The sequence below is a fragment of the Shinella sp. S4-D37 genome, assembly GCF_040812195.1.
Classification (GTDB): Bacteria; Pseudomonadota; Alphaproteobacteria; order Rhizobiales; family Rhizobiaceae; genus Shinella.
Genome location: NZ_JBFNXL010000005.1, coordinates 3,119,587 through 3,141,594, shown reverse-complemented (window position 1 = coordinate 3,141,594; position 22,008 = coordinate 3,119,587). Strand labels below are relative to the sequence as shown.

At 64.9% G+C, this 22,008-nt stretch carries 27 protein-coding genes; 21 read left to right on the top strand and 6 right to left on the bottom strand.

Translation table 11 applies throughout. The features are described 5' to 3' along the window. Positions 1-3 precede the first annotated feature (3 nt). From AB3G45_RS22900 to AB3G45_RS22860, 9 genes are all read left to right on the top strand, one after another. Positions 4-474 carry a chemotaxis protein CheW gene (locus AB3G45_RS22900; protein WP_367832737.1) on the top strand — a complete coding sequence of 157 codons (471 nt, stop codon included), beginning with the start codon at positions 4-6 and terminating at the stop codon, positions 472-474. Further along, on the top strand, positions 471-1,376 hold the full coding sequence (gene cheR, locus AB3G45_RS22895) for a protein-glutamate O-methyltransferase CheR (RefSeq protein ID WP_367832736.1): 906 nt from the start codon (positions 471-473) through the stop codon (positions 1,374-1,376). Before AB3G45_RS22900 ends, cheR begins: the two co-directional genes overlap by 4 nt. Further along, complete coding sequence (gene cheB, locus AB3G45_RS22890) at positions 1,373-2,431, top strand: protein-glutamate O-methylesterase CheB (protein ID WP_367832735.1); 1,059 nt, start codon at positions 1,373-1,375, stop codon at positions 2,429-2,431. Before cheR ends, cheB begins: the two co-directional genes overlap by 4 nt. Further along, complete coding sequence (locus AB3G45_RS22885; protein WP_298099611.1) at positions 2,431-2,820, top strand: response regulator; 390 nt, start codon at positions 2,431-2,433, stop codon at positions 2,818-2,820. The genes cheB and AB3G45_RS22885 overlap by 1 nt, the downstream gene beginning before the upstream one ends. After that, positions 2,817-3,371, top strand: a complete 555-nt coding sequence (cheD, locus tag AB3G45_RS22880; RefSeq protein WP_367832734.1) for a chemoreceptor glutamine deamidase CheD — start codon at positions 2,817-2,819, stop codon at positions 3,369-3,371. The genes AB3G45_RS22885 and cheD overlap by 4 nt, the downstream gene beginning before the upstream one ends. Positions 3,372-3,470: 99 nt before the next feature. Continuing rightward, the gene (locus AB3G45_RS22875) at positions 3,471-3,860 is read left to right on the top strand and encodes a hypothetical protein (RefSeq protein WP_367832733.1); all 390 of its coding nucleotides are present in this window, start codon (positions 3,471-3,473) and stop codon (positions 3,858-3,860) included. 267 nt (positions 3,861-4,127) lie between these two features. Continuing rightward, complete coding sequence (gene fliF, locus AB3G45_RS22870; RefSeq protein ID WP_367832732.1) at positions 4,128-5,822, top strand: flagellar basal-body MS-ring/collar protein FliF; 1,695 nt, start codon at positions 4,128-4,130, stop codon at positions 5,820-5,822. A gap of 565 nt (positions 5,823-6,387) precedes the next feature. Beyond that, entirely contained in the window at positions 6,388-7,131 is a 744-nt protein-coding gene (locus AB3G45_RS22865) for a LuxR C-terminal-related transcriptional regulator (protein WP_367832731.1), read from the top strand. 72 nt (positions 7,132-7,203) lie between these two features. Beyond that, a complete protein-coding gene (locus AB3G45_RS22860; RefSeq protein ID WP_367832730.1) occupies positions 7,204-7,947 on the top strand; it encodes a LuxR C-terminal-related transcriptional regulator in 744 nt (247 codons plus the stop codon). A gap of 118 nt (positions 7,948-8,065) precedes the next feature. On the opposite strand, the gene AB3G45_RS22855 is transcribed toward AB3G45_RS22860, so the two are convergent. The 6 genes from AB3G45_RS22855 to motA all read right to left on the bottom strand — a co-directional run bounded on the left by AB3G45_RS22855 (position 8,066) and on the right by motA (position 13,272). Further along, complete coding sequence (locus tag AB3G45_RS22855) at positions 8,066-8,509, bottom strand: hypothetical protein (protein WP_367832729.1); 444 nt, start codon at positions 8,507-8,509, stop codon at positions 8,066-8,068. 5 nt (positions 8,510-8,514) lie between these two features. Beyond that, positions 8,515-9,594, bottom strand: coding sequence for a flagellar biosynthesis protein FlhB (flhB, locus tag AB3G45_RS22850; protein WP_367832728.1), 1,080 nt, complete (start codon positions 9,592-9,594; stop codon positions 8,515-8,517). Between the two features lie 112 nt (positions 9,595-9,706). Continuing rightward, entirely contained in the window at positions 9,707-10,747 is a 1,041-nt protein-coding gene (gene fliG, locus AB3G45_RS22845) for a flagellar motor switch protein FliG (protein ID WP_367832727.1), read from the bottom strand. Positions 10,748-10,777: 30 nt separating this feature from the next. Then, positions 10,778-11,380: a flagellar motor switch protein FliN gene (fliN, locus tag AB3G45_RS22840; RefSeq protein ID WP_367832726.1), complete on the bottom strand. Its 603-nt coding sequence runs from the start codon at positions 11,378-11,380 to the stop codon at positions 10,778-10,780. A gap of 62 nt (positions 11,381-11,442) precedes the next feature. After that, positions 11,443-12,354 (bottom strand): FliM/FliN family flagellar motor switch protein, encoded by a 912-nt coding sequence (locus tag AB3G45_RS22835; RefSeq protein ID WP_367833648.1) that lies wholly within the window; start codon positions 12,352-12,354, stop codon positions 11,443-11,445. 45 nt (positions 12,355-12,399) lie between these two features. Further along, positions 12,400-13,272 carry a flagellar motor stator protein MotA gene (gene motA / locus AB3G45_RS22830; RefSeq protein WP_367832725.1) on the bottom strand — a complete coding sequence of 291 codons (873 nt, stop codon included), beginning with the start codon at positions 13,270-13,272 and terminating at the stop codon, positions 12,400-12,402. A 172-nt stretch (positions 13,273-13,444) separates the two neighbouring features. Here motA and AB3G45_RS22825 point away from each other — a divergent pair, with 172 nt between their 5' ends. The 12 genes from AB3G45_RS22825 to flgH all read left to right on the top strand — a co-directional run bounded on the left by AB3G45_RS22825 (position 13,445) and on the right by flgH (position 22,008). Next, positions 13,445-14,224 carry a DUF1217 domain-containing protein gene (locus AB3G45_RS22825; RefSeq protein WP_367832724.1) on the top strand — a complete coding sequence of 260 codons (780 nt, stop codon included), beginning with the start codon at positions 13,445-13,447 and terminating at the stop codon, positions 14,222-14,224. Between the two features lies 1 nt (position 14,225). Further along, on the top strand, positions 14,226-14,951 hold the full coding sequence (gene flgF / locus AB3G45_RS22820; RefSeq protein ID WP_367832723.1) for a flagellar basal-body rod protein FlgF: 726 nt from the start codon (positions 14,226-14,228) through the stop codon (positions 14,949-14,951). A 6-nt stretch (positions 14,952-14,957) separates the two neighbouring features. Continuing rightward, the gene (gene fliI, locus AB3G45_RS22815) at positions 14,958-16,364 is read left to right on the top strand and encodes a flagellar protein export ATPase FliI (RefSeq protein WP_367832722.1); all 1,407 of its coding nucleotides are present in this window, start codon (positions 14,958-14,960) and stop codon (positions 16,362-16,364) included. Then, entirely contained in the window at positions 16,361-16,927 is a 567-nt protein-coding gene (locus tag AB3G45_RS22810; protein ID WP_367832721.1) for a flagellar protein, read from the top strand. Before fliI ends, AB3G45_RS22810 begins: the two co-directional genes overlap by 4 nt. Before the next feature lie 251 nt (positions 16,928-17,178). Then, positions 17,179-17,562: a flagellar basal body rod protein FlgB gene (flgB, locus tag AB3G45_RS22805; RefSeq protein WP_367832720.1), complete on the top strand. Its 384-nt coding sequence runs from the start codon at positions 17,179-17,181 to the stop codon at positions 17,560-17,562. Positions 17,563-17,565: 3 nt separating this feature from the next. Next, complete coding sequence (flgC, locus tag AB3G45_RS22800; RefSeq protein ID WP_367832719.1) at positions 17,566-17,985, top strand: flagellar basal body rod protein FlgC; 420 nt, start codon at positions 17,566-17,568, stop codon at positions 17,983-17,985. Further along, a complete protein-coding gene (locus tag AB3G45_RS22795) occupies positions 17,982-18,320 on the top strand; it encodes a flagellar hook-basal body complex protein FliE (RefSeq protein ID WP_367832718.1) in 339 nt (112 codons plus the stop codon). The genes flgC and AB3G45_RS22795 overlap by 4 nt, the downstream gene beginning before the upstream one ends. A 9-nt stretch (positions 18,321-18,329) precedes the next feature. Next, the gene (gene flgG / locus AB3G45_RS22790) at positions 18,330-19,112 is read left to right on the top strand and encodes a flagellar basal-body rod protein FlgG (RefSeq protein WP_367832717.1); all 783 of its coding nucleotides are present in this window, start codon (positions 18,330-18,332) and stop codon (positions 19,110-19,112) included. 19 nt (positions 19,113-19,131) lie between these two features. After that, positions 19,132-19,641, top strand: coding sequence for a flagellar basal body P-ring formation chaperone FlgA (gene flgA / locus AB3G45_RS22785; protein ID WP_367832716.1), 510 nt, complete (start codon positions 19,132-19,134; stop codon positions 19,639-19,641). Continuing rightward, positions 19,638-20,753 (top strand): flagellar basal body P-ring protein FlgI, encoded by a 1,116-nt coding sequence (locus AB3G45_RS22780; protein WP_367832715.1) that lies wholly within the window; start codon positions 19,638-19,640, stop codon positions 20,751-20,753. The genes flgA and AB3G45_RS22780 overlap by 4 nt, the downstream gene beginning before the upstream one ends. Beyond that, complete coding sequence (locus AB3G45_RS22775; protein ID WP_367832714.1) at positions 20,750-21,301, top strand: MotE family protein; 552 nt, start codon at positions 20,750-20,752, stop codon at positions 21,299-21,301. Before AB3G45_RS22780 ends, AB3G45_RS22775 begins: the two co-directional genes overlap by 4 nt. Then, the gene (gene flgH / locus AB3G45_RS22770) at positions 21,298-22,008 is read left to right on the top strand and encodes a flagellar basal body L-ring protein FlgH (protein ID WP_367832713.1); all 711 of its coding nucleotides are present in this window, start codon (positions 21,298-21,300) and stop codon (positions 22,006-22,008) included. Before AB3G45_RS22775 ends, flgH begins: the two co-directional genes overlap by 4 nt.

The window sequence follows — 22,008 nt, the reverse complement described above, 5'->3', positions numbered from 1 at the left end:
GCCATGACGACGACGTATGCGGTAAAGAATCTCACGCACGGCCGAGAGCTGATCGCCTTCAGGATCGGCGAGCAGGAGTTCTGTGTGAACATCATGTCGGTCCGGGAGATCCGTGGATGGACCCCGGCGACATCGATGCCGCACGCGCCCTCCTACGTGCTGGGCGTCATCAACCTGCGCGGTGCCGTGCTACCGATCGTCGACCTGTCGCTGCGCCTCGGCATGAAGCCGGCCGAACCGACCGTGCGCCATGTCATCATCGTCGCCCAGGTCGGGCCGAAGGTGGTGGGCCTCCTGGTGGATGCGGTCTCCGACATCCTGACCGTGACGGACGAGAACATCCAGCCGACGCCGGACATCGCCAACGAGGTGGAGAAGGCCTATGCCCGCGGTATCCTCGCCATCGAGGGCCGCATGATCTGCCTCATCGAACTCGACTCCCTGTTCCCGCATACCGAAAGCGAAGCCGCATGACCTATTCCTCGGCCATCGATACGCGGCAGTCTCCCGACGAGTGCCTGGCGAGCGGCGAATATCCGCTGACGCGCAAGGACCTGTCCGAGATTGCGGCGATGATCTATGCGGATGCCGGCATCTATCTCAACGAGACCAAGGCCTCGCTCGTCTATTCGCGCCTGTCGAAGCATATCCGCCAGCTCGGCCTGAAGGGGTTTCGCGAATATTGCGCGCTCGTTTCCTCCCCGGCCGGCGCGTCGGCGCGCAAGGAGATGCTGTCGCACCTGACGACGAACTTCACCCGCTTCTTCCGCGAGAACCACCATTTCGACCACCTGAAGGGCGAGGTCCTGCCGGAACTGCTTGCACGCGCCCGCAACGGCGGCCGCGTGCGCATCTGGTCGGCCGCCTGCTCGGACGGGCAGGAGCCCTATTCGATCGCGCTCACCGTGCTGTCGCTGATGCCGAACGCCGCGGACTACGACTTCCGCATCCTTGCGACGGACATCGACCCGAAGATTCTCGCCATCGCCCGCGCCGGCGCCTACGACGCCAATGCGCTCGAAACGGTCAACCCGGCCATGCGCAAGCAGTTCTTCCGCGAGGTGGATGCGGGCGGGCGGCAGAAGTGGCAGATCGACGACCGCGTCAAGCGGCTCATCACCTTCAACGAACTGAACCTGATGGCGCAATGGCCGTTCAGGGGGCCGTTCGACGTCATCTTCTGCCGCAACGTCGTCATCTATTTCGACGAGCCGACGCAGATGAAGATCTGGTCGCGCTTCGCCGGCATGCTGGGCGACAACGGTCACCTCTATATCGGCCATTCCGAGCGTGTCTCGGGCGAGGCCAAGAACCAGTTCGACAATATCGGCATCACAACCTACCGCTACACCGGCAAGCACAGGAGGAGCGCATGATGGCACCCGCCCGCGTACTCGTCGTCGATGATTCGCCGACCATGCGCGGCCTGATCACGGCCGTGCTGAATGCCGACCCGGAGGTCAACGTCATCGGCCAGGCCGGCGACGCCATGGAGGCCCGCAACGCGATCAAGCAGCTCAATCCGGACGTCGTGACGCTGGATATCGAGATGCCGAACATGAACGGGCTCGAATTCCTCGACAAGATCATGAAGCTGAGGCCCATGCCGGTCATCATGGTCTCGACGCTCACCCATCGCGGCGCCGAGGCCTCGCTGATGGCGCTGGAGATCGGCGCCTTCGATTGCGTCGGCAAGCCGCAGCCGGGCGACGCCCGCCCGTTCGGCGACCTTGCCGAAAAGGTCAAGGCCGCCGCCCGCGCGCAGCGCCGCCAGGTCCGCACGGACGCGCCGCCGCTGGCGCCGACCGCCGCCAACGTCAATTTGGCCGCCGCCTACAAGCCCGGCCGCCGGGTGATCGCCATCGGCGCCTCGACGGGCGGCGTGGAGGCGCTGATCGCGGTCCTGCAGAAATTCCCGGTCAACTGCCCGCCGACGGTGATCACGCAGCACATGCCGCCGACCTTCACCAAGAGCTTCGCGGACCGACTGAACCGGCTCTGTGCGCCCGTGGTGCAGGAGGCGACGGACGGCGCGCGGCTCGAGATCGGCAAGATCTACCTGGCGCCCGGCGGCGAGCGTCACCTTCAGATCGCCAACCCGCACGCGCCCTGCTGCCGGCTGGTGGAACGGGATCCGGTCAACGGCCATCGCCCCTCGGTGGATGTGCTGTTCGATTCGGTGGCCGAGCTTGCCGGCCGGAACGCCGTCGGCGTCATCCTCACCGGCATGGGCCGGGACGGGGCAAGCGGCCTGTTGAAAATGCGCCATGCAGGGGCGCGGACCATCGGCCAGAACGAAAAAACCTGCGTCGTATATGGAATGCCGAGAGTGGCTTTCGAGCTTGGCGCCGTAGAACACCAGTTTCCGCTCTCCTCCATCGGGGAGGAAATCTTGAAAATCACTGCGGCCCGTAGAGAAGGGAGCGAATAATGTCTATCGCTGAAAAAATCAAAGTCCTTATCGTTGACGACCAGGTGACGAGCCGCCTGCTTCTGGGCGATGCCCTGCAGCAGCTTGGCTTCAAGCAGATCACGGCGGCCGGCGACGGCGCGCAGGGCATGGCCATCATGTCCCAGCAGCCGCACCACCTCGTCATCTCCGACTTCAACATGCCCAAGATGGACGGGATCGAGTTCCTCCAGGCGGTGCGCTCGAACCCGAACACCAAGAAGGCGGCCTTCATCATCCTGACCGCGCAGGGCGACCGCGCCCTGGTGCAGAAGGCGGCGGCGCTGGGCGCGAACAACGTTCTGGCCAAGCCGTTCACCATCGAAAAGATGAAGGCGGCCATCGAAGCCGTATTCGGGGCATTGAAATGATGCCAGACGCCGGGACGCGCCGCGTCCATGTCATTCAGGGGGAATACAAGGTCCTCAACGACCCGAATGTGGTGCTCACCACCATTCTCGGGTCTTGCGTGGCCGCCTGCATGCGCGACCCGGTCGTTGGCGTCGGCGGCATGAATCACTTCCTGCTGCCGGGCTCCGCCGAGGCCATGGCCTCGGGCGGGGACGCCACGCGCTACGGCGTGCATCTGATGGAACTGCTTATCAACGGCCTCCTGAAGCAGGGCGCGCGGCGCGACCGGCTGGAGGCGAAGATCTTCGGCGGCGCCAGGACGATCGCGCGCTTCTCCAATGTCGGCGAGCAGAATGCACGCTTCGCCCGGCAGTTCCTGATGGACGAAGGCATCAAGGTCGTCGGCGAGAGCACCGGCGGCGAGCACGGCCGCAAGCTGGAATACTGGCCATCGAGCGGCCGGGCCCGGCAATATGCCCTGACGGGCGTCGAGACGCAGAAGACGGTGGCACTGGAGCAGCGGCCCGCACCCGTTGCCAAGCCCGTCGAAAGCTCGATCGAATTCTTCTGAACGGGCGTCTCGCCCCTAAGGAAGCTGAAGTAAAGGCGTATGTACGCTGCCGGTCGCGACCTGAGGTCCGCCGGCCCGTACGGGTAAAGAGGGTAACCCATGCAAGCCGAGTATCTGAGTGCAGCCACTGCCATGGAGGAAGCCCTTCCGGATGTCCTGATGCGGATCGTGTCGGAACTGCACGATGTCGCCTACCTGATCGAGCGCATCGAGCCGCAGCTCGCCGGCCTTCACGGCGATGCCGTGCTGGACGCGGCCGAGCGCATGATGGTGCTCCAGGGCATCGACCTCGCCGTGCAGAAGACGCGGGGGATCGCCGAGTTCATCGACACCATTACCGCAAGCATTCCCGACAGCTGGATCGTCGATGTCACGACGGCGCTCAATCTGGTGAAGCTTGCCGACATGCAGAAGGCGCTGAGCAACGGGATGCGCCACGGCCACTCCCAGCCGCTGGGCAAGGCGGCGGGCGATTTCGAGGCCTTCTAGCCGTTTCTTCAATATGATCAGTCTGTTGGGCGGCGCCTTCGGGGCGCCGTCTTGCGTTTTGCCGCATTTGCCGCGCGCGCGGCAACGAAATGCTCGCGCAAGTTTCACGGTCTAGTCTCCAGCCCGGATCAGTTAGGTCCGCGTATTCCATGGGGCAGGCCGGCGCGTGCGGAAATGTGCCGGGTCCGTCCCACGAGATTGAAAATGCGTCTGATCGCGCCGGCATGTTGGCCGGGGCTTGAGGCGACTAGTCCGTGCGGGAACAGAATGAATCTGTTGGAACAGTTGACGAAAGTCTACAAGAACCTGGCTTTGCTGGGGCAGGCTAAACTCGCGATGCTGGCGGGAGCCGCCGTCGTCTCGATCGGCCTCGTGCTTGCCGCGGGGATCATGGTCAACAAGCCCGCTTACGAGACGCTCTATGTCGGCCTGGAAAAGACCGATGTGAACCAGATCAGCCTGGCGCTCGCCGAAGCCAATATCGATTTCAACACAGGCACGGACGGATCGAGCATCGAGGTGCCGGTCGGGCAGACCGGCAAGGCGCGGCTCTATCTCGCCGAGCGCGGCCTGCCGAGCAGCGCCAATTCCGGCTACGAACTCTTCGACAAGGTCGGCTCCCTCGGCCTCACCTCCTTCATGCAGGAGGTGACGCGCGTTCGCGCCCTCGAAGGCGAGATCGCCCGCACCATCCAGCAGATCCGCGGCATTGCCGCCGCCCGCGTGCACATCGTCATGCCGGAGCGCGGCAATTTCCGCAAAGCCGAGCAGATGCCGACCGCTTCCGTCATGATCCGCGCGAGCGCGCAGGCCGGCCGCGAATCGGCCGCCGCGATCCGCCACCTCGTTGCCGCCTCCGTTCCGGGCCTTGAAGTCGACGGCGTCACCATCCTCGATTCCGCCGGCCAGTTGCTCGCCTCCGGCGACGATGCCGAGAACGGCGCGATCAACCGCTCGCTGACCGCCGTGCAGACCGTGCAGGGCGAGGTCGAGCACAATATCGAGAAGGCGCTCGCGCCGTTCCTCGGCATGGAAAATTTCCGCGCCAGCGTCACCGCGGCGCTCAACATGGATACCCAGCAGATCCAGGAGACGGTCTACGATCCGGAATCGCGCGTCGAGCGCTCCGTCCGCGTGACGCGCGAAAGCCAGAAGTCGCAGCAGCAGGCCGACAACAAGGCCGCCACCGTCGAGCAGAACATCCCGCAGGGCGGCCCCCAGGGCGACGCCGGCGGCGCGCAGTCGAGCGACGAGGCCGACAAGAAGGAAGAGCAGACCAACTACGAGATCAACAGCAGGACCGTTGCCACCATGCGCAACAGCTACACGTTGGAGAAGCTGTCGGTCGCCGTCGTGGTCAACCGCGCCCGGGTCGCGGCCATGGTGGGTGAGCCGGCCGACCAGGCGAAGCTCGACGCCTATATCGCGAAGGTGCAGCAGATCGTCGCCTCGGCGGCCGGCCTCAACACCGAGCGCGGCGACGTCGTCACCATCACCGCCATGGAGTTCCTCGATCACCAGCTTCTCGACGAGGCTGTGGCGGGACCGAGCGTGATGGAAGTCTTGACGCGCAACCTCGGCGGCATCATCAACGCACTCGCCTTCCTCGGCGTCGCCTTCGTGGTGGTCTGGTTCGGCCTTCGTCCGGCGGTTCGCTCGGTCACCGGCGGCGGCGCCTCCGCCAATGCGCTGGACAGCGACGTGGGCGGCCTCGAACTGCCCGACTTCTCGCCCGCTGCCGGCGTCGGCGGCCCCGGCGCCACCCTCATGGACGGCTTCGGCGCGGACTTCGGCTTCGACAGCACGGACGACCTGCTCAATGCCGGCGACGACGGCGACGGCGCCTTCAACCGCCGCGTCAAGGAAGGCCCGGAGCGTCGCCTCGGCCGCATGGTCGAGATCAGCGAGGAGCGCGCGGCGAAGATCCTGCGCAAGTGGTCCGCCGAACAGGAAGCTGCCTGATCCTGGCACACCGAGACGAACAGCGACGCGGCCGGAAACGGCCGCGTTTTCGTTGGGGCAGAAATATGGCGCTGTCCGTTTTTGACCCCCGCCTGTCGCTTTTCGGCAACGCTCGTTCCGCTCGGTTGCAGCAAATCTGTCGTATTCGCGCGCCCTCTTGCCTGCACACGCGTTCACGGGACCGTGATCGGTGAAAAAAATTTATCGCCGTTGCGGTCGAATGAGGATATCGCGAGCCGCACTCTCCCGCCCGATTGGCCGCGCCTTTTGCGGACGCGTCGATGGCGGTGCGCCAATACTTCATGGTTAACAATGGCTTAAGCTTCTGTCTCCGGCGGGTGGCCGACAAGCAAATCACCCTGCGCATGGCGACTCACAGAAGCCGGCAAAAGTAAATCCCGAGAAGATGACGATGGTTTTTAGCGAAGGTCGATGTACACTTTAGTCACTGATTCGCTTGGTGATTCTTGCCGATGCGGCCTGACCGGGAAGAGTTCGGACGGTTCCGGACTTTTGGCGGGAAGGAGGCATGGATCTCCGCTCGAAATCGGAACAGGGGGCTATCATGGAAACGATCCGGTCGGATGTCGCGGCCTGGGAATCCTATGGATTCTCTGCCGAGACGGGTGAGCGTAAGAGTGCGCGTGAACTTTTGGTTCAACACCTGGGACGCTGTGCGGATCGCGCAGGCCTGTCCTGCGGTCTGAGGGCGCTGACCGATTATGTCAGCGCGTCCCATTACCTTCTCGTCCGTCACGACATTTCACCCGAAGCGGGCATGGAGACGGTCGTCGCCTCGGACTGGCCTTTCGACATGGTGCGCACCATCGCCGGTGCCGTCGTCGCCAGCCAGTCCCGCATGAGCGAACTCGACAAGTGCCTCGGCCTCCTGAAGCCCTGCTTCCACCACATGGCCGACGATATCGCCATGCCGAAGGGCGTCAGCCGCGAATATTGCGTCATCGCCTTCCATGTCGGCCGGGCCCGCATGTCGCTGCTGCTGCTGTTTCCGGAGCATTTCATCCTCTCCCAGAGCAAGCTGCGCGACGTCGGCGTCATGACCGGCTATTTCGCCAGCGTCTGCTGCCAGAGCGTGATCCTGAGGCAGGACCGCGAGCTGGACCTGACCGAACGCGAGATCGAGTGCCTCTACTGGATCGCCGAAGGCAAGACGAGCGACGAGATCGCGGTCATCCTCGGTATCTCGCGCAACACGATCAACAACTATATCACCAGCGTGATGCGCAAGACCGCGACCAAGACGCGGTCGGAGGCGATCGCCTGGGCCGTTCGAAACAGCCTCGTCTAGAGCAATTGCAGCAAGGGGGCGCAGCGGTTCTGCGTCCCGAATGGCGCAGGATAAACAGACAGGATCACTGCCATGGACATCCAGCTTTCCTCCCCCGCTGCCCTGGAGACGGAAATCCGCCTGGCGCGTCCGCCCAAGGCGGCGCGGGCATCCGATTTCGTCTCCCGCCTGCAGGTGATGCAGACGATCCTCGGCGCCGAGCATTTCGCGGTGCTCCGCCTCAGCGGCCACGGCCTGCCGGCGGCGCGCAAGCTCACCCTGTCGCTGCACAACTGGGCGCAGGATGTCGGTAGCAATGCGCGCGCGCTCCTTGAAGCCCATGGCGCTGCCATGCTGGCCCATCTGGAAGCGTCCATGCTACCGCTGCTCTGGGAAGGGGCCGGCGACAACCAGTTCGCCGAATCGGGTGCCGAGCCCTTCACGACGCGCCTTCCCGCGCGGCTCCTGCCCTGGTCGGGCATCGCGTTTCCCGTTCGCCTCGGCGCGCACGGCAACGGCTACGTCCTCTTCATGGGCACCTTCATCGCCCCGTCCAGCGATCTCATCGTCGACATGCACATGAAGAGCTGCCAGGTGCTCATCGACATGCTGGCCGGCGAGGAGCGCAAGCTGGCGCCGTCCGAAGCGCTCAGCGAACGCGAGATCGCCTGCCTCCAGATGGCCGGCGACGGCTGCATCTCCGAGGCGATCGCCGAGAAGATGGGCCTTTCCGTGCACACGGTGAACGCCTATCTCGGCACGGCGACGACCAAGCTGGATGCGGTCAACCGCATCCAGGCGATCGCCAAGGCCATCCGGCTCGGATACATCACCTGACACGAGAATGGGGTCGCGAGCGCCACTGCGCTGCCGTCATCCTTGGGCCCGCCGTCGTCATGCCCGGGCTTGAACCCGAGCATGACGAAAGAGAGGTTTTCGCGGGTTTTTGGCGCCCTCAATGGGCGTGCTGCGACCCCGAATCGGACTTCACGTATTTCGCTTCCGCCAGGCTCCTGCGCAGGAAATCCGTATTGTCGTCGGGGTCGGCGGACGGGTCGTTGAAGGCCACATGGGTGACCTCCACGCCGGCCACGTCCTTCTGGAGCATCAGCTTGGCATAGACCGTCACGCCCTGCGGGCGCAGTTCCATGTCGAGCGTCACCTCCGGTTCGCTATCCCAGTCGAGACGGTAGTCGCCGCCGGCGCCGAAATTGACCGTGCCGGGCAGGAAATAGAGCTCCGCCGCCGAGGAGACCAGGTCGGCGAGGTTGCCGTAGCACTCGAAACGCAACAGCGAGACGAGATCGGCGGCATCGAGCAGGCGCAGCTCAGTGGCGACCGGGCAGATTGCTTCGGCAACAATCTTCTCGCGCTCGGCGGAGTAGGTGCATTTTCTCATCGGATCTAGTTTACCCGTTTGGTCTGGGGCGAAGCTGCATAAACCCGGTGAATCAGCTCCGCCACGGCTTTGTAGAACACCGGCGGAATGACACTATCCACCGAGACTTGCGCAAACATTGAGCGTGCGAGCGGCGGGTCTTCGAAAACCGGTATTCCGTTCTCCTCGGCGATCTCGCGGATCTTCAGCGCGACGAGGTCCTGGCCCTTGGCGACGACCACCGGCGCATCGCCCTCCTCGCGCACATAGCGCAGCGCGACGGCGAAGTGGGTCGGGTTGGCGATGACAAGCGTGGCGCGCGGCACGGCCGTGATCATGCGGCGGCGGGCGCGGTCGCGCTGGATCGAGCGCATGCGGGCCTTCACGATCGGGTCGCCCTGCGACTGCTTCATTTCCTCCTTCACTTCCTGCTTCGTCATCATCAGCTCGGAGAACCAGTGATGGCGCGTCCAGGCGAAGTCGATGCCGGCGATCAGCGCGGTCGCGAAGAGGATGATCAGCAGCACCTTGTTGATGTCCGCCGTCATCATGTGGACGAGCGTCGCCGGCTCGGAGAACATCGTGTCGAGCGAGGCGAAATAGTTGCCGCGCATGGCGAGGGCCACGACCAGCGAGACGATGAGGATCTTGATCAGCGACTTGCCGAACTCGACGAGGCCCTGCTTGCCGAAAAGGCGGCCGAGGCCCTTCATCGGGCTGAGGCGGGAAATCTGCGGGCGCACCCGCTCCATCACCGGGCTCGGCAGGTTCTGCAGGACCGAGGAGGCGATGCCGAACAGCATCATCATGGCGAGGATGGGTAGGAGCAGCGTGCCGGCCTCCCAGCCGAGATGGCGGAAGATGGCGATGACGTCGGTACCGGTCTTGAGGTTCCAGGCCTCCGGCTGCTCGAAGAAGTCGCGCAGCGTCTCGTTCATGCGCGCAATTCCCCCCGGCAGGAAGAAGACGAGGAAGAGATAGATCGCCAGCGTCGAGGCGAAGATGGTGGTTTCGCGCGAGAAGGGGGTGTTGCCCTTCTCCATCGCGTCGCGAATCTTCTTCTCGGTTGGAAGTTCTGTTTTGCTGTCCTTGTCGTCGTCCGACACGTCGCGCTCCCGGGCCGCGCAGGACGGCCAAAAACAAACGGCCCGAATCCCCTTTCCTGGAGATTCGGGCCGCAGATACGCTCCGCCTGTGGCGTTACCGTGTCAAGGAGGATCAGGCCGCCTGACGCTCCTCGTCCTTTTCCTTCAACTGGATTTGTCCGGCCGCGGCGAGGCGGATGGCTTCCTGCGTGATCGAGCGGCGGGCGATCGCCACCTCGCGCGGGTTGACGCCCTGGTCGCCGGCCGCAAGGTCGGATTCGATCATGCGGCGCTGGCGTGCGCCGATGGAGGAAAGGACCGATTCGCGCAGTTCGACCGAGGCGCCGCGCAGCGCCGCCGTGATGATGTCGCCGGACACGTCGTTGAACAGCGACACGCGGCTTCTCTGCGGCATGTAGAGCACGTCCTCGAAGAGGAAGATCTTCGGGCGGACCTTCTTGACCGCTTCGGTCGAGACCGTTTCGAGCGAGGCGAGCATCTCGTCGACCTGCGACTTCTCCAGCTCGTTCATGAGGTCGGCGACCTTGTTCGAACCGATCGAGTTGCGCTCGGCGTCCAGCGCGTTGATCATCTCGATGACGCGTGCCTCGACGATCGCGGTCGCCTTCGGGCTCGCGTCCTTGAGGTTGACGGTACGGTTGATGATGTCCGCGCGGTGATCGTCGGGGATCTCCAGCAGCACCTTGGCGCCGAAGGCCGAGGGCATCATGGACAGGATGTAGGCGATGGTCTGCGGGTGCTCGTTGAGAAGGAACTTCGCCACGAAGACCGGGTCGGCGTCCTGCAGGCGGTCCCAGATGGTCGTCTCGTAGGCCTGGAAGGCGGCGCGGCGGCCGAGCAGCCCGTCCACCTCGTCCGGCGTCAGGCCCTCTTCGAGAATGCCTTCCATCATCTTGGCGTTGTCCATCAGGCCCGCGCCTTCGGTGAAGAGGTCCTCGAATTCGTTGACGAGGTCGATCAGTTCATGCGGCGGGATGGCGCGGAGGTTCTGCGCGGCGGCGATGATCGCCTGGAGTTCGCTCTGGGTGAAATATTTTAGCAGCTTGCCGGCGACGCCCTTGCCCATGGCGAGAAGCACGGCTGCCGCCTTCTCGACCTGCGTCAGCGGTGCGCCGACCGCCGTGGAGGTGCCGAAATTTTCGAAATCCATCATGGATCCATCCCCCTGAGACCTCAACCGGTATCAGATCTTGCGTGTACTCTTCACTTCGATGAGCTTGACCCCGAAGCGGGTGTCGTCGTTCTCAAGAACCGTGATCTCGCCGCGGCCGATGACGCGGCCGTTGACCATGACCTCGACGGGCTCGCCGATGCGGCGGTCGAGCGCGATCGTGGCACCTTCGGAAAGGTTCATGAGGCTGGAGACCTGCATCTGCGAAGAGCCGAGCACGATCTGCAGATCGATCGGGATGTCCATGATGAGGTCGAGATTGGAGTGCAGCGCGCTGCCCGGCCGTGCGGCTTCGCCCGGCTCGGCGCCGAAGTCGCTGCCGCCGAAGTCCGTGCCGCCACCGAAATCCGATCCGCCGAAGCCGGTGTCGGCGCCAGCGCCGGCGCCGAAATCCGGCGCGGCCGCGGCGCCGCCGAAGTCGGACGTGCCGAAATCGCCGCCGAAGGCAGCGAGCGGGTCGTCATCGACGGTCGCCGGCAGGTCGGCGGCAAAGCCGCCGGTGGAATCCTTCTGAAGAACGCCGCGCAGGTCGTCGATGGCCTGCTCCAGTTCCTGGTCGCCCGCATTGAGGGAAGACGTCATGTCGTCAGCGATGGGTGTTTTCTTCGGTGCCATAAGACCACTATTCCATTCGAAACTTGCCCGAGGCGTGCCTGCGGGCCGGCATCATGCCCAAACTATCCGATGATATGCTGGAGGATGTCTTCCTCCGAACCGTATGTGTCCTTGACGCGAACCGTGTAGCGGGCGCCGGAGCGGCCGAATTCGCAGACATAGAGGTTGCGGCCGTTCGCATTGACCTCGACGCGCACGTCGCCGGCTTCGTTGAACGGAATGATGTCGCCCGCCTGCAGGCGGCTGATCGTGTCGAGCGTCTGGGCTTCCAGGCGGATGCGCGCCTCGAGCGAGACTTTCGATCGGCGGACCTGCTCGCCGAGCTGCTCGCTCCACTCGACGCGGGTCTTCGGCGCATTGGCGGGCTTCGGCGCGGCGATGGTCGATTTCAGAAGAACCGCCTGCGGCACGATGACATGGAAGGTCGAGAGCACCGGGCCGATGCCGACGGCCATGTTGACCATGGCGACGAAGGCCTCGTCCGAGCCGTCCTCGGCGGCCTTGCGGGTTTCCACATTGTGCGCCGGGCCGAGCACAGGCTCGAAGCCGTTGGCGCCCATGACGGCGGTCTTCAGCACGCCGGAAATCCGGTCGAACATCATGGCGGCAAGGTCGAGCTCGATCTTGGAGAGCGGGCGCGGCTCCGGATCGTCGATCGCGTCGCTGACGGCGCCGAGCATGTTCTCGACGAGCGTTATGATCATCGGGCTGTCGCAGATCAGCGTGAAGCGCTCGCACCAGTCGCGCAGCGACGCGTCGCAGCCCGCCATGGCGCCGCCGAGGCCTTCGACCAGCGAGCCGTACTTGCCCGTCGCGAACCCGGCATAGGAGACGGCGACCTCGAAGCCGAGTTCGCTTTCCAGCATGTCCGGCAGGAATTCGGCGAAGACCTCGCCGAGGCTGGCGCAGAGCCTGGAGATCGTCGCCTGGTCGCCGAGCCGGCCGGTGAGGCGGGCCAGCACGATCGGGTCCATGTCAAGGGCGGAAGGGGCTTCGGTCACGCGTGCTTCCTTCATCTCTTAGGCCGCCTTCGAACCGCCGCCGGGATTCATCATTTCCTGCTCGACCGCGTCGATCGACGGGCGCTCGTAGGAAGAGATGGTCTTGCGGCCGTATTCCAGCGCCACCTGCGGCACGGAGCCGTTCATATAGGCGAGCAGTGTCTGCTTGACGATGATGTAGAGGCGGTTCTGCTTCTCGCGCACGACCTTGATGTTGGTGGTGATCGGGGTCACGACCGAGTAGGACAGGAACACGCCGAGCAGCGTGCCGACGAGGGCGGCGGCGATCTTGCCGCCGAGGATCTCCGGGCTCTCGTTGATGGCGCCCATGGCCTTGATGACGCCGAGAACGGCCGCGACGATGCCGATGGCCGGGAAGGCGTCGCCCATCGTGTTGAGCGCGTTGTAGGGCTTCATCTTGTCGCGGGTGATCGTCTGGATCTCCTCGTCCATCAGCGCCTCGATCTCGTGGCTGCGGGCATTGCCGATGATGATGAGGCGGACGTAGTCGCAGATGAAGGCGGTCAGTTCCTTGTTGGCGAGCACCGTCGGGGCGGACTGGAAGATCGGCGATTCGGCCGGGTTGTCGATATGCGCCTCGATCTCGTTGCGCGACTTGGTGCGCAGGTCCCGCATCAGGCTGTAGAGCACGCCGAGCGTGTCGAGATAGTGACGCTCCTTGGGAACCTTGTGCTTGAAGGCTTCGCCGAGCGCCTTTCCGGTCTCCTTGATCACCTTCATCGTGTTGGCCACGATGAAGCCGCCGATGCCGGCGCCGCCGATGATCAGGAGCTCGAAGGGCTGGTTCAGCACTTCCAGATGACCACCCATGGCCATGTAGCCGCCAAGGACGCAGCCGAAGGTAACGATTAGACCGATAACGATGTTCATGAGCGCAGGTGTCCCGACACAATTCTGACCGTTCCGGAAATACGGCTCCAGCCTTGCGTGAAGCTGTACCTAACGGCAGGTTTACGGATCAGGTTCGCGCAAGCAAAAGCCGCGAGGATCATGGTTCAAAACGGGCAATCATGCCCTCGCGAACCTTGATCGGCGGCCCATCGTGACGACCACCTATACGAGCTACAAGCTGATTACCGCGGACCTCCAGACGTCGCTGAAGCGCGTTTCGGAGCAGCCGGACGTCAAGCGCGAGACGGAATACTATCTCGCCAGGATCGGCAGCGTGAAATCGGTCGACGACTTCTTCGCCGATGCCCGGCTCTACAACTACGCGATGAAGGCGCACGGGCTGGAGGACATGGCCTATGCCAAGGCCTTCATGCGCAAGGTGCTGACGGAGGGCGTCGACGACAAGGAGGCCTTCGCCAACCAGCTCTCCGACACGCGCTACAAGGAACTGGCACAGTCGCTGAACTTCGCCAGGGACGGCGAGCTTGCCACCACCTTCGAGCGCGCCCAGAAGGGCGTCGTCGAAAAATACACCCGCCAGACGCTGGAAGTCAGCGCCGGCGAGGACAATACCGGCGTGCGCCTGGCACTCTATTTCGAGCGCATGGCCTCCTCCATCACTTCGGGCTATTCGATCATCGCCGACGACGCGCTGGCGCAGGTCGTGCGAACGGCGCTGCAGCTTCCCGCGGAATTCGCCGCCACCGACATCGATCGCCAGGCGGAGTTCTACGAGCAGACGTTCGATCTCGCGGACTTCAAGGATACCGCGAAGGTCGGCAAGCTCCTCGAGCGCTTCACCTCGATGTGGGAGCTGGAGAACCCGTCCGGCAGCTACGATCCGCTGACCGCCTTCCAGCCGTCGAGCCTCACCGGCATTTCGACGGATCTGCTCATTTCCATCAACAACCTGAAACTCGGAGGTCGCTGACGTGCAGACCGGACTCTACGTATCGCTTTCGTCCCAGCTTGCGCTCGACCGCCGCCTGACGACGCTGGCCGACAACGTCGCGAACTCGACGACGGTCGGCTTCCGTGCCACGGAAGTGAAGTTCAACCAGGTCATCAGCGACCAGAAGACCGCCGACGTCGCCTTCGTGTCGCAGGGCAACGAGTTCCTGTCCATGCGCAGCGGCGGCATGACGGAGACCGGCGGCACGCTCGACTTCGCCATCAAGGGCGACGCCTGGTTCCAGGTGCAGACGCCGTCCGGCCCGACGCTGACGCGCGACGGGCGCTTCACGGTGACCGATGCCGGCGAACTCGTCACGCTCAACGGCTACGCCGTGCTCGACGCCGGCGGCGGTCCGATCCAGCTCGACCTCGCCAACGGGCCGATCCTGCTCAGCGCCGACGGCCAGCTCAACCAGAACGGCCAGCCCGTCGCCGCGCTCGGCCTGTTCCAGGCGGACCTTTCCGGCGGCTTCGTGCGCGCCGGCAACAGCGGCATCATCACCAGCATCGCGCCGGAACCGGTCGTCGACCGTCTCGATGCCGGCGTGGTGCAGGGTTACGTGGAGGAATCCAACGTCAACGCCATCGGCGAGATGACCCAGCTGATCCAGGTCACCCGCGCCTTCGAGAGCGTCGCCTCGCTGATGCGCGACACAGAGGAATCGCTGAAGGAAGCCATCCGCACCTTCGGCGGAAGCCGGTAAGCGCCCATGAGTTCGGCACAGGGCGGCACGAGCAGCGAAACGGGCAGGGCCGGCGGCAGGCTGAATGCGCTGGCGGGCCTCGTCAAACGATATTCCTCCCCGGAATTCTCCGTGGCGCACGGCGGCCACGTCCAGACCATCGCGGCCGGGAACTACACGGTCAGCGGCCTGTCGCGCCATGTGCGGCTCGGCGAATTCGTCGCCCATCGCAGCCCGACCGGCATCCATCTCGGCGAGGTCGTCCGCGTCGAGCCGGACACGGTCGTCGTCTGCCCGATCGAGCCGGGCGAGCCGATCGGCATCCACGACGTGGTCATCCGCAAGGGGGCCTTCCGCGTCGCGCCGACATCGGCCTGGTGCGGCCGCACGATCAACGCGCTCGGCGAGCCGATCGACGGGCTCGGCCCGCTCGTGCAGGGCGGCGTGCGGCGCTCGATCTCCAATTCCGCCCCGCCCTCGATGACGCGCAAGCGCGTCGAAACCGGTTTCGGCACCGGCGTGCGGGCGATCGATATCTTCGCCCCGCTCTGCCTCGGCCAGCGCCTCGGCATCTTCGCCGGCTCGGGCGTCGGCAAGTCGACCCTGCTCTCGATGCTCGCCCGCGCGGACGCCTTCGACAAGGTGGTCATCGCGCTGGTCGGCGAGCGCGGCCGCGAGGTGCGCGAATTCATCGAGGATACGCTCGGCGACAACCTCGCCAAGTCGGTCGCCGTCGTGGCGACCAGCGACGAGAGCCCGATGCTGCGCAAGATGGCGCCGCTGACCGCCGTGACGATCGCCGAGCACTACCGAGACCAGGGCGACAACGTGCTCCTGATCATCGACAGCGTGACGCGTTTCGCCCATGCGATCCGCGAGGTGGCGACGGCCTCCGGCGAGCCGCCGATCGCGCGCGGCTATCCCGCCTCCGTCTTCACCGAGCTGCCGCGCCTCCTGGAGCGCGCGGGGCCGGGCGCGGAAGGGGCGGGCACGATCACCGCCATCATCTCGATCCTCGTCGACGGCGACAACCACAACGACCCGATCGCCGATTCGACGCGCGGCATCCTCGACGGCCATATCGTGCTGGAACGCAGCCTTGCCGAAGAGGGGCGCTATCCGCCGATCAATCCGCTCGCCTCGATCTCGCGCCTTGCCCGCAAGGCGTGGACGCCGGACCAGGAGCGGCTGGTGGCGCGGCTGAAGGCGCTGATCCATCGCTTCGAGGAAACGCGGGACCTGCGCCTCATCGGCGGCTATCGCCCCGGCGCCGATCCCGATCTCGACATGGCGATCAAGCAGGTGCCGGTCATCTATGAGGTTCTGAAACAGACGCCGGGCGAACGGCCCGCGGGCGACGCGTTCTCCGATCTTGCCACGGCGCTGAAGAATGCGGCCGGGCAGGGCGGCGCGCCGGCAACGAGAAGGGGATGACAGTGACGGATTTCGATGCGGACCAGGCTATCCAGCCGGTGAAGCGTGCGGTCCAGGGGCGCTATTCGACGAGCGACAAGGTGCTGGTGGGGGCGGGTGTGCTGCTCGCCGCCATGGCCGCCTTCTTTCCTTGGTATGTCTTCCTGAACCCGGAGAAGTTCTCCGTGCCGGCGCTCTGGGAGGGCAAGACCCGAGACCTGCCGGAGACGGCGGCGAAGGAGGTGATGAGCGTTTCGCCCGCCGCCATGGTGGACAACGACAACGATCCGGGGCTGGAAAGCCTCGACCCCGTCTCGACCGCCACCGCGCCCAGCGTCGGCGAGAAGGACAAGAGCCTCGGCGCACCGGTCGAGACCGGCCTCGACCAGCCCCTGCCGGCCTCGTCCGGCTTCCGGCTGATGCATGTGGCGAACGGCCGGGCGCTGATCGAGGATGCCAGCGGCATGTATATCGTGCGCGTCGGCTCGATCCTGCCCGACAACAGCCGTCTTGCGACCCTCGAACAGCGCGACGGCGCCTGGGTCATCGTCACCTCGAACGGCGACATCATCAAGCGCAATTGACGCGCGAAAGTCCCCTCCCCACAGGGAGGGGGGAGGGGCTCAACGCGTCGCCCCCTTGGCGCGAGAATCACGGCAAGGAGCAAGCCTTTATCTTTCTCCCCTTGTGGAGGAGATGCCGGCAGGCAGAGGGATCTTTGCTGCCCAACACTTATTCCCCCGCAAATTCAGGCGGTTGCAAACAAACCGCCGTGCAGCAAGTCTGACGCAAGATTGGCTCCGTAGGTTCGCCGTGAACAAGGATGGAGCTTGTCATGCAACCGATACAACTGTTTGAACTGGCCTCGAAACAAGCCGAATGGCTATCCGTCCGCCAGAGTGTGGTTGCAGGCAACATCGCCAATGCCAACACACCAGGGTTCAGGGCGAAGGACGTCACGCCCTTTCAGGCGGTGCTCGAAACCACGGGCATCCGCATGGCGGCGACGCAGCCCGGCCATTTCACCGATGCGAACGAAATGGTCAGCCGCGTCGTGGAGACCAAGCCCAGTGACGAGATCGGTGTACAGGAATCCGGCAACACGGTCGGCCTTGCCGAGGAACTCATGAAAGAGGGCCAGGTCAAGCGCGAGTTCGATCTGAATGCCGGCCTCGTCAAGGCCTTTCATCGCATGATGCTGATGACAGTGAGAAGGTAAGAAATGGATCCGCTCGTAGCTTCAATGAAAGTCGCGGCCTCGGGACTTGAGGCGCAATCCACCCGTATCCGCATCGTCTCGGAGAACCTGGCGAACGCCCGTTCGACCGGCGACGTCCCCGGCGCGGATCCCTTCCGCCGCAAGACGGTGACCTTCGCGGCCGAGCTCGATCGGGCCTCCGGCGCCTCGCTCGTCGAGGTCGAACGCCTCGGCTTCGACGAAGGCGAGTTCTCGACGGAATACGATCCCGGCAACCCGGCGGCCAATGCCGAGGGCGTCGTCAAGATGCCGAACGTCAACATGCTGGTCGAAATGGCCGACATGCGGGAAGCCAACCGCTCCTATGAAGCCAACCTGCAGAGCATCAAGCAGTCGCGTGACCTGATCTCCGCGACCATCGACCTCCTGAGGGCCTCGCAATGATCGAAAGCGTAAAGGGCGTCGGTTCGCTCTTCTCCACCAACGTCCTGTCGGGCGTCACCACCGAGACGTCCAATCCGGTTTCCGCCTCCGCTGCCGCCGTGCAGGGGACCGGCACCCAGATGAGCTTCGCCCAGGTGATGGGCGATATGGCGACGGACATGGTCGACCGGCTGAAGCTCAGCGAGACCAAGTCCTTCGAAGCCATCCAGGGCAAGGCCTCGACCCGCGAAGTGGTCGACGCCGTCATGAACGCCGAGCAGACGCTGCAGACCGCCATCGCCATCCGCGACAAGGTCGTCACCGCCTATCTCGAAATCGCAAGAATGCAGATCTGAGGACCGGACATGAAAGCCCTTGCCATCGCCGCTACCGGCATGAACGCGCAGCAGACCAACCTTGAAGTCATCGCGAACAACATCGCGAACATCAACACCACCGGCTTCAAGCGCGCCCGCGCCGAATTCTCCGACCTTCTCTATCAGACCGAGCGCGCCGCCGGCGTGCCGAACCGCGCCAACCAGTCGGTCGTGCCGGAAGGCGCCATCGTCGGCCTCGGCGTCAAGACCGCCGCCGTGCGCAACCTGCATCTCCAGGGCGGCCTGACCAGCACGGGCAACTCCTTCGACCTCGCCCTGGTCGGCCGCGGCTGGTTCCAGATCGAGGCGGCCGACGGCTCGACCCTCTATACCCGCGCCGGCGCCTTCAACACCAATGCCGAAGGCCAGCTCGTGACGCTCGACGGCTATACGGTCGTACCCGGCATCAACGTTCCGGCTGACGCGACGGAAGTGACCGTCAGCAAGTCCGGCCAGGTCTATGCGACCGTCGCCGGCGAGCAGCAGGAACTCGGCCAGATCACGCTGGCGAACTTCGTCAACGAAGCCGGCCTCGAGCCGCTCGGCGAAAACCTCTTCCGCGAGACCGCGGCGTCGGGCCCGGCCAATGTCGGCGCGCCGGACGAAGCGGGTTTCGCCTATATCCAGCAGAACTACCTCGAAGCCTCCAACGTCGATCCCGTCAAGGAAATCACCGACCTGATCTCCGCCCAGCGCGCTTATGAGATGAACTCGAAGATCATCCAGGCCGCGGACGAAATGGCGGCCGTGGTCAGCAAGAACCTGAGATAACACCCAACACGCGGGGAACATGATGTTTCGCCTGAAAGCAGCTCTTCGGAGTGAAAAGACCCTGTCGGCCCGGTGGCGCGCGGCCCTCGTCGCGCCCGCCGCGCTCGTCGGTCTTCTCGTGGCCGACGCGGCTCTCGCCGATATGCGCACCGCCGTCGTGCCCAAGCGCGTCATCTATCCGGGCGAGGAGATCCAGGCGGGCCAGCTCGAAGTGGTGGAGGTGACCAACCCGAACATCGTCAAGGGGTTTGCCGAAAGCATTTCCGACGTCAACGGGCTCGTCACCAAGCGCACCCTGCTGCCCGGCCGCGTCATCCTCGTCTCGGCCCTGCGTGAACCCTTCCTCGTCAACCGCGGCTCGACCGTGCAGATGGTCTTCGACGACGGTTCGCTCGTCATCCGCGCCAACGGCACGCCCCTGCAGGATGCCGCCGTCGGCGAACTCATCCGGATCCGCAACAAGGATTCGGGCGTGATCGTCTCCGGCACGGTCATGGCCGACGGAACCGTGCATGTGGTGGCGAAATGAGGGGTCGCTTCTTCTCCCGCGTCCTTGCCGTCCTCGCCTGCCTCCTGCTGGCGGCCGGTCCGGCCCTGCCGGCAGCCCGCATCAAGGACGTCGCCTCGCTGCAGGCCGGCCGCGACAACCAGCTCATCGGCTACGGCCTCGTCGTCGGCCTTCAGGGCACGGGCGACAGCATGCGCTCCTCGCCCTTCACCGAGCAGTCCATGCGGGCGATGCTGCAGAATCTCGGCATCTCCATGGTGGGCACCCAGACGCGCGCCAAGAACATCGCGGCGGTGCTCGTCACCGCCAACCTGCCGCCCTTCGCCAGCCCCGGCAGCCGCATCGACGTGACCGTCGGTTCGCTCGGCGATGCCTCGTCGCTGCGCGGCGGAACGCTCGTCATGACGTCGCTCTCCGGCGCAGACGGCCAGATCTACGCGGTCGCGCAGGGCTCGATCGTCGTCACCGGCATCAGCGCGGGCGGCGAGGCGGCGAGCGTGCAGCAGGGCGTCACCACGGCCGGCCGCGTGCCGAACGGTGCGATCATCGAGCGCGAACTGCCCTCGCGCTTCAAGGACAGCTCCGACCTCGTGCTGCAATTGCGCAACCCCGATTTCTCCACCTCGGTCGGCATGGCCGATGCGATCAACCGCTATGCGGCCGCGCAATACGGCGCGCCGATCGCCGAATCGCGCGATTCCCAGTCGGTCTACATATCCAAGCCGAAGATGGCGGATCTTTCCCGCCTGATGGCCGATATCGAGAACCTCGTCATCGAGACCGATGCGCCCGCGCGCGTCGTCGTCAACGAACGCACGGGAACGATCGTCATCGGCCAGGACGTGCGCATCTCGCCCGTCGCCGTCAGCTACGGCACGCTCACCGTGCAGATCAACGAGATGCCGAAGGTCGTGCAGCCGGAGCCCTTCTCCCGGGGCGAGACGGCGGTGGAACCCAACACGGATATCCTCGTCCAGCAGGATGGCGGCACGGTCGCCCTGCTCGACGGTTCGAGCCTGCGCTCGCTGGTCACCGGTCTCAACAGCATCGGCGTCAAGCCGGATGGCATCATCTCCATCCTGCAGAGCATCAAGACCGCGGGCGCCCTCCAGGCAGAACTGGTGCTGCAATGACCACAGTCTCGACCCTCACCGCCGTGAAGACGCTGGCGCGCAAGCTCGCGCTGCCGATGGCCGGCTTCGTGCTCATGGCCATTCCCGGCGCCTTTGCCGAGGAGCGCCCGGTCATCATGACGACCAAGGCGACCGCCGACGAGATCCGTGAATTCTGCACCAACATCGCGGACGCGGCGCGCGACCAGCGCTACCTGCTGCAGAAGCAGGAGCTCGAAGGCCTGCAGAAGGACATCGACGCGCGCATCAAGACGCTGGAAACCCGCCGCGCCGAATATGAGGACTGGCTGAACCGCCGCAACGCTTTCCTCAAGACGGCCGAGGCGGGGCTGGTGGAGATCTACCGCAAGATGAAGCCCGACGCGGCGGCCGCGCAGCTCGCCGCGATCACGCCCGAGATCGCCTCGGCGATCGTGATGAAGCTGCCGCCGCGCCAGTCGAGCACCATCCTTGCGGAAATGCCGGCCGACAAGGCCGCGCTGCTCACCCGCCTCATCGCCATCGCGGGCGATCCGAATACGTCAAAGAAGGCAAAGGACCCGTCATGAAGAAGACCGCCTCCGCGCTCGCCGTGGCGCTCACGCTGTCGAGCTGCACGAGCCAGGCCATCGACGAGATCGGTCGGGCGCCCTCGATGAGCCCGATCGGCAGCGGCCTCAACTATGCCCAGACCCCGCAGATGGCGCTGTATCCCAAGCAGCCGCGCACGGCGGTTGCCGGCTATTCGATCTGGAGCGACCAGCAGTCGGCGCTCTTCAAGGATTCGCGCGCCTTCAAGGTGGGCGACATCCTGACCGTCAAGATCCGCGTCAACGACCGCGCCACCTTCGACAACAAAACCGATCGGTCGCGCACCAACAAGAGCGGCATGAATCTCGGCTTCGGCGGTTCGGGCAACAATTTCAAGGTCGATACGGAAGCCGACCTCACCTACGGCTCCTCGACCAGCAGCAAGGGCGACGGCTCGACGGAGCGTTCCGAGCGGTTGAACCTGCTCGTCGCTGCCGTGGTGACGGGCGTCATCGAGAACGGCAATCTCCTGATCAGCGGCTCGCAGGAAGTGCGCGTCAATCACGAGCTTCGCATCCTCAACGTCGCCGGCATCGTGCGCCCACAGGATGTCGATGCCGACAACCAGATAGCCTACGAGCGTATCGCGGAAGCCCGCATCTCCTATGGCGGCCGCGGCCGCCTGACCGAAGTGCAGCAGCCGCCGTGGGGCCAGCAGGCCGTCGACCTGCTTTCGCCGATCTGA

Bases quoted from the DNA above. Each gene is read 5' to 3' on its own strand.
- flgG (WP_367832717.1), top strand. From the start codon at position 18,330: ATGAAAGCCCTTGCCATCGCCGCTACCGGCATGAACGCGCAGCAGACC.
- fliF (WP_367832732.1), top strand. From the start codon at position 4,128: ATGAATCTGTTGGAACAGTTGACGAAAGTCTACAAGAACCTGGCTTTG.
- flgA (WP_367832716.1), top strand. From the start codon at position 19,132: ATGATGTTTCGCCTGAAAGCAGCTCTTCGGAGTGAAAAGACCCTGTCG.
- AB3G45_RS22885 (WP_298099611.1), top strand. From the start codon at position 2,431: ATGTCTATCGCTGAAAAAATCAAAGTCCTTATCGTTGACGACCAGGTG.
- cheD (WP_367832734.1), top strand. From the start codon at position 2,817: ATGATGCCAGACGCCGGGACGCGCCGCGTCCATGTCATTCAGGGGGAA.
- AB3G45_RS22810 (WP_367832721.1), top strand. From the start codon at position 16,361: ATGACAGTGACGGATTTCGATGCGGACCAGGCTATCCAGCCGGTGAAG.
- AB3G45_RS22780 (WP_367832715.1), top strand. From the start codon at position 19,638: ATGAGGGGTCGCTTCTTCTCCCGCGTCCTTGCCGTCCTCGCCTGCCTC.
- cheB (WP_367832735.1), top strand. From the start codon at position 1,373: ATGATGGCACCCGCCCGCGTACTCGTCGTCGATGATTCGCCGACCATG.
- AB3G45_RS22835 (WP_367833648.1), bottom strand. From the start codon at position 12,354: ATGGACCCGATCGTGCTGGCCCGCCTCACCGGCCGGCTCGGCGACCAG.
- AB3G45_RS22860 (WP_367832730.1), top strand. From the start codon at position 7,204: ATGGACATCCAGCTTTCCTCCCCCGCTGCCCTGGAGACGGAAATCCGC.
- AB3G45_RS22865 (WP_367832731.1), top strand. From the start codon at position 6,388: ATGGAAACGATCCGGTCGGATGTCGCGGCCTGGGAATCCTATGGATTC.
- fliG (WP_367832727.1), bottom strand. From the start codon at position 10,747: ATGATGGATTTCGAAAATTTCGGCACCTCCACGGCGGTCGGCGCACCG.
- AB3G45_RS22775 (WP_367832714.1), top strand. From the start codon at position 20,750: ATGACCACAGTCTCGACCCTCACCGCCGTGAAGACGCTGGCGCGCAAG.
- AB3G45_RS22855 (WP_367832729.1), bottom strand. From the start codon at position 8,509: ATGAGAAAATGCACCTACTCCGCCGAGCGCGAGAAGATTGTTGCCGAA.
- AB3G45_RS22875 (WP_367832733.1), top strand. From the start codon at position 3,471: ATGCAAGCCGAGTATCTGAGTGCAGCCACTGCCATGGAGGAAGCCCTT.
- flgH (WP_367832713.1), top strand. From the start codon at position 21,298: ATGAAGAAGACCGCCTCCGCGCTCGCCGTGGCGCTCACGCTGTCGAGC.
- AB3G45_RS22900 (WP_367832737.1), top strand. From the start codon at position 4: ATGACGACGACGTATGCGGTAAAGAATCTCACGCACGGCCGAGAGCTG.
- flgC (WP_367832719.1), top strand. From the start codon at position 17,566: ATGGATCCGCTCGTAGCTTCAATGAAAGTCGCGGCCTCGGGACTTGAG.
- cheR (WP_367832736.1), top strand. From the start codon at position 471: ATGACCTATTCCTCGGCCATCGATACGCGGCAGTCTCCCGACGAGTGC.
- motA (WP_367832725.1), bottom strand. From the start codon at position 13,272: ATGAACATCGTTATCGGTCTAATCGTTACCTTCGGCTGCGTCCTTGGC.
- flgB (WP_367832720.1), top strand. From the start codon at position 17,179: ATGCAACCGATACAACTGTTTGAACTGGCCTCGAAACAAGCCGAATGG.
- fliN (WP_367832726.1), bottom strand. From the start codon at position 11,380: ATGGCACCGAAGAAAACACCCATCGCTGACGACATGACGTCTTCCCTC.
- fliI (WP_367832722.1), top strand. From the start codon at position 14,958: ATGAGTTCGGCACAGGGCGGCACGAGCAGCGAAACGGGCAGGGCCGGC.
- AB3G45_RS22795 (WP_367832718.1), top strand. From the start codon at position 17,982: ATGATCGAAAGCGTAAAGGGCGTCGGTTCGCTCTTCTCCACCAACGTC.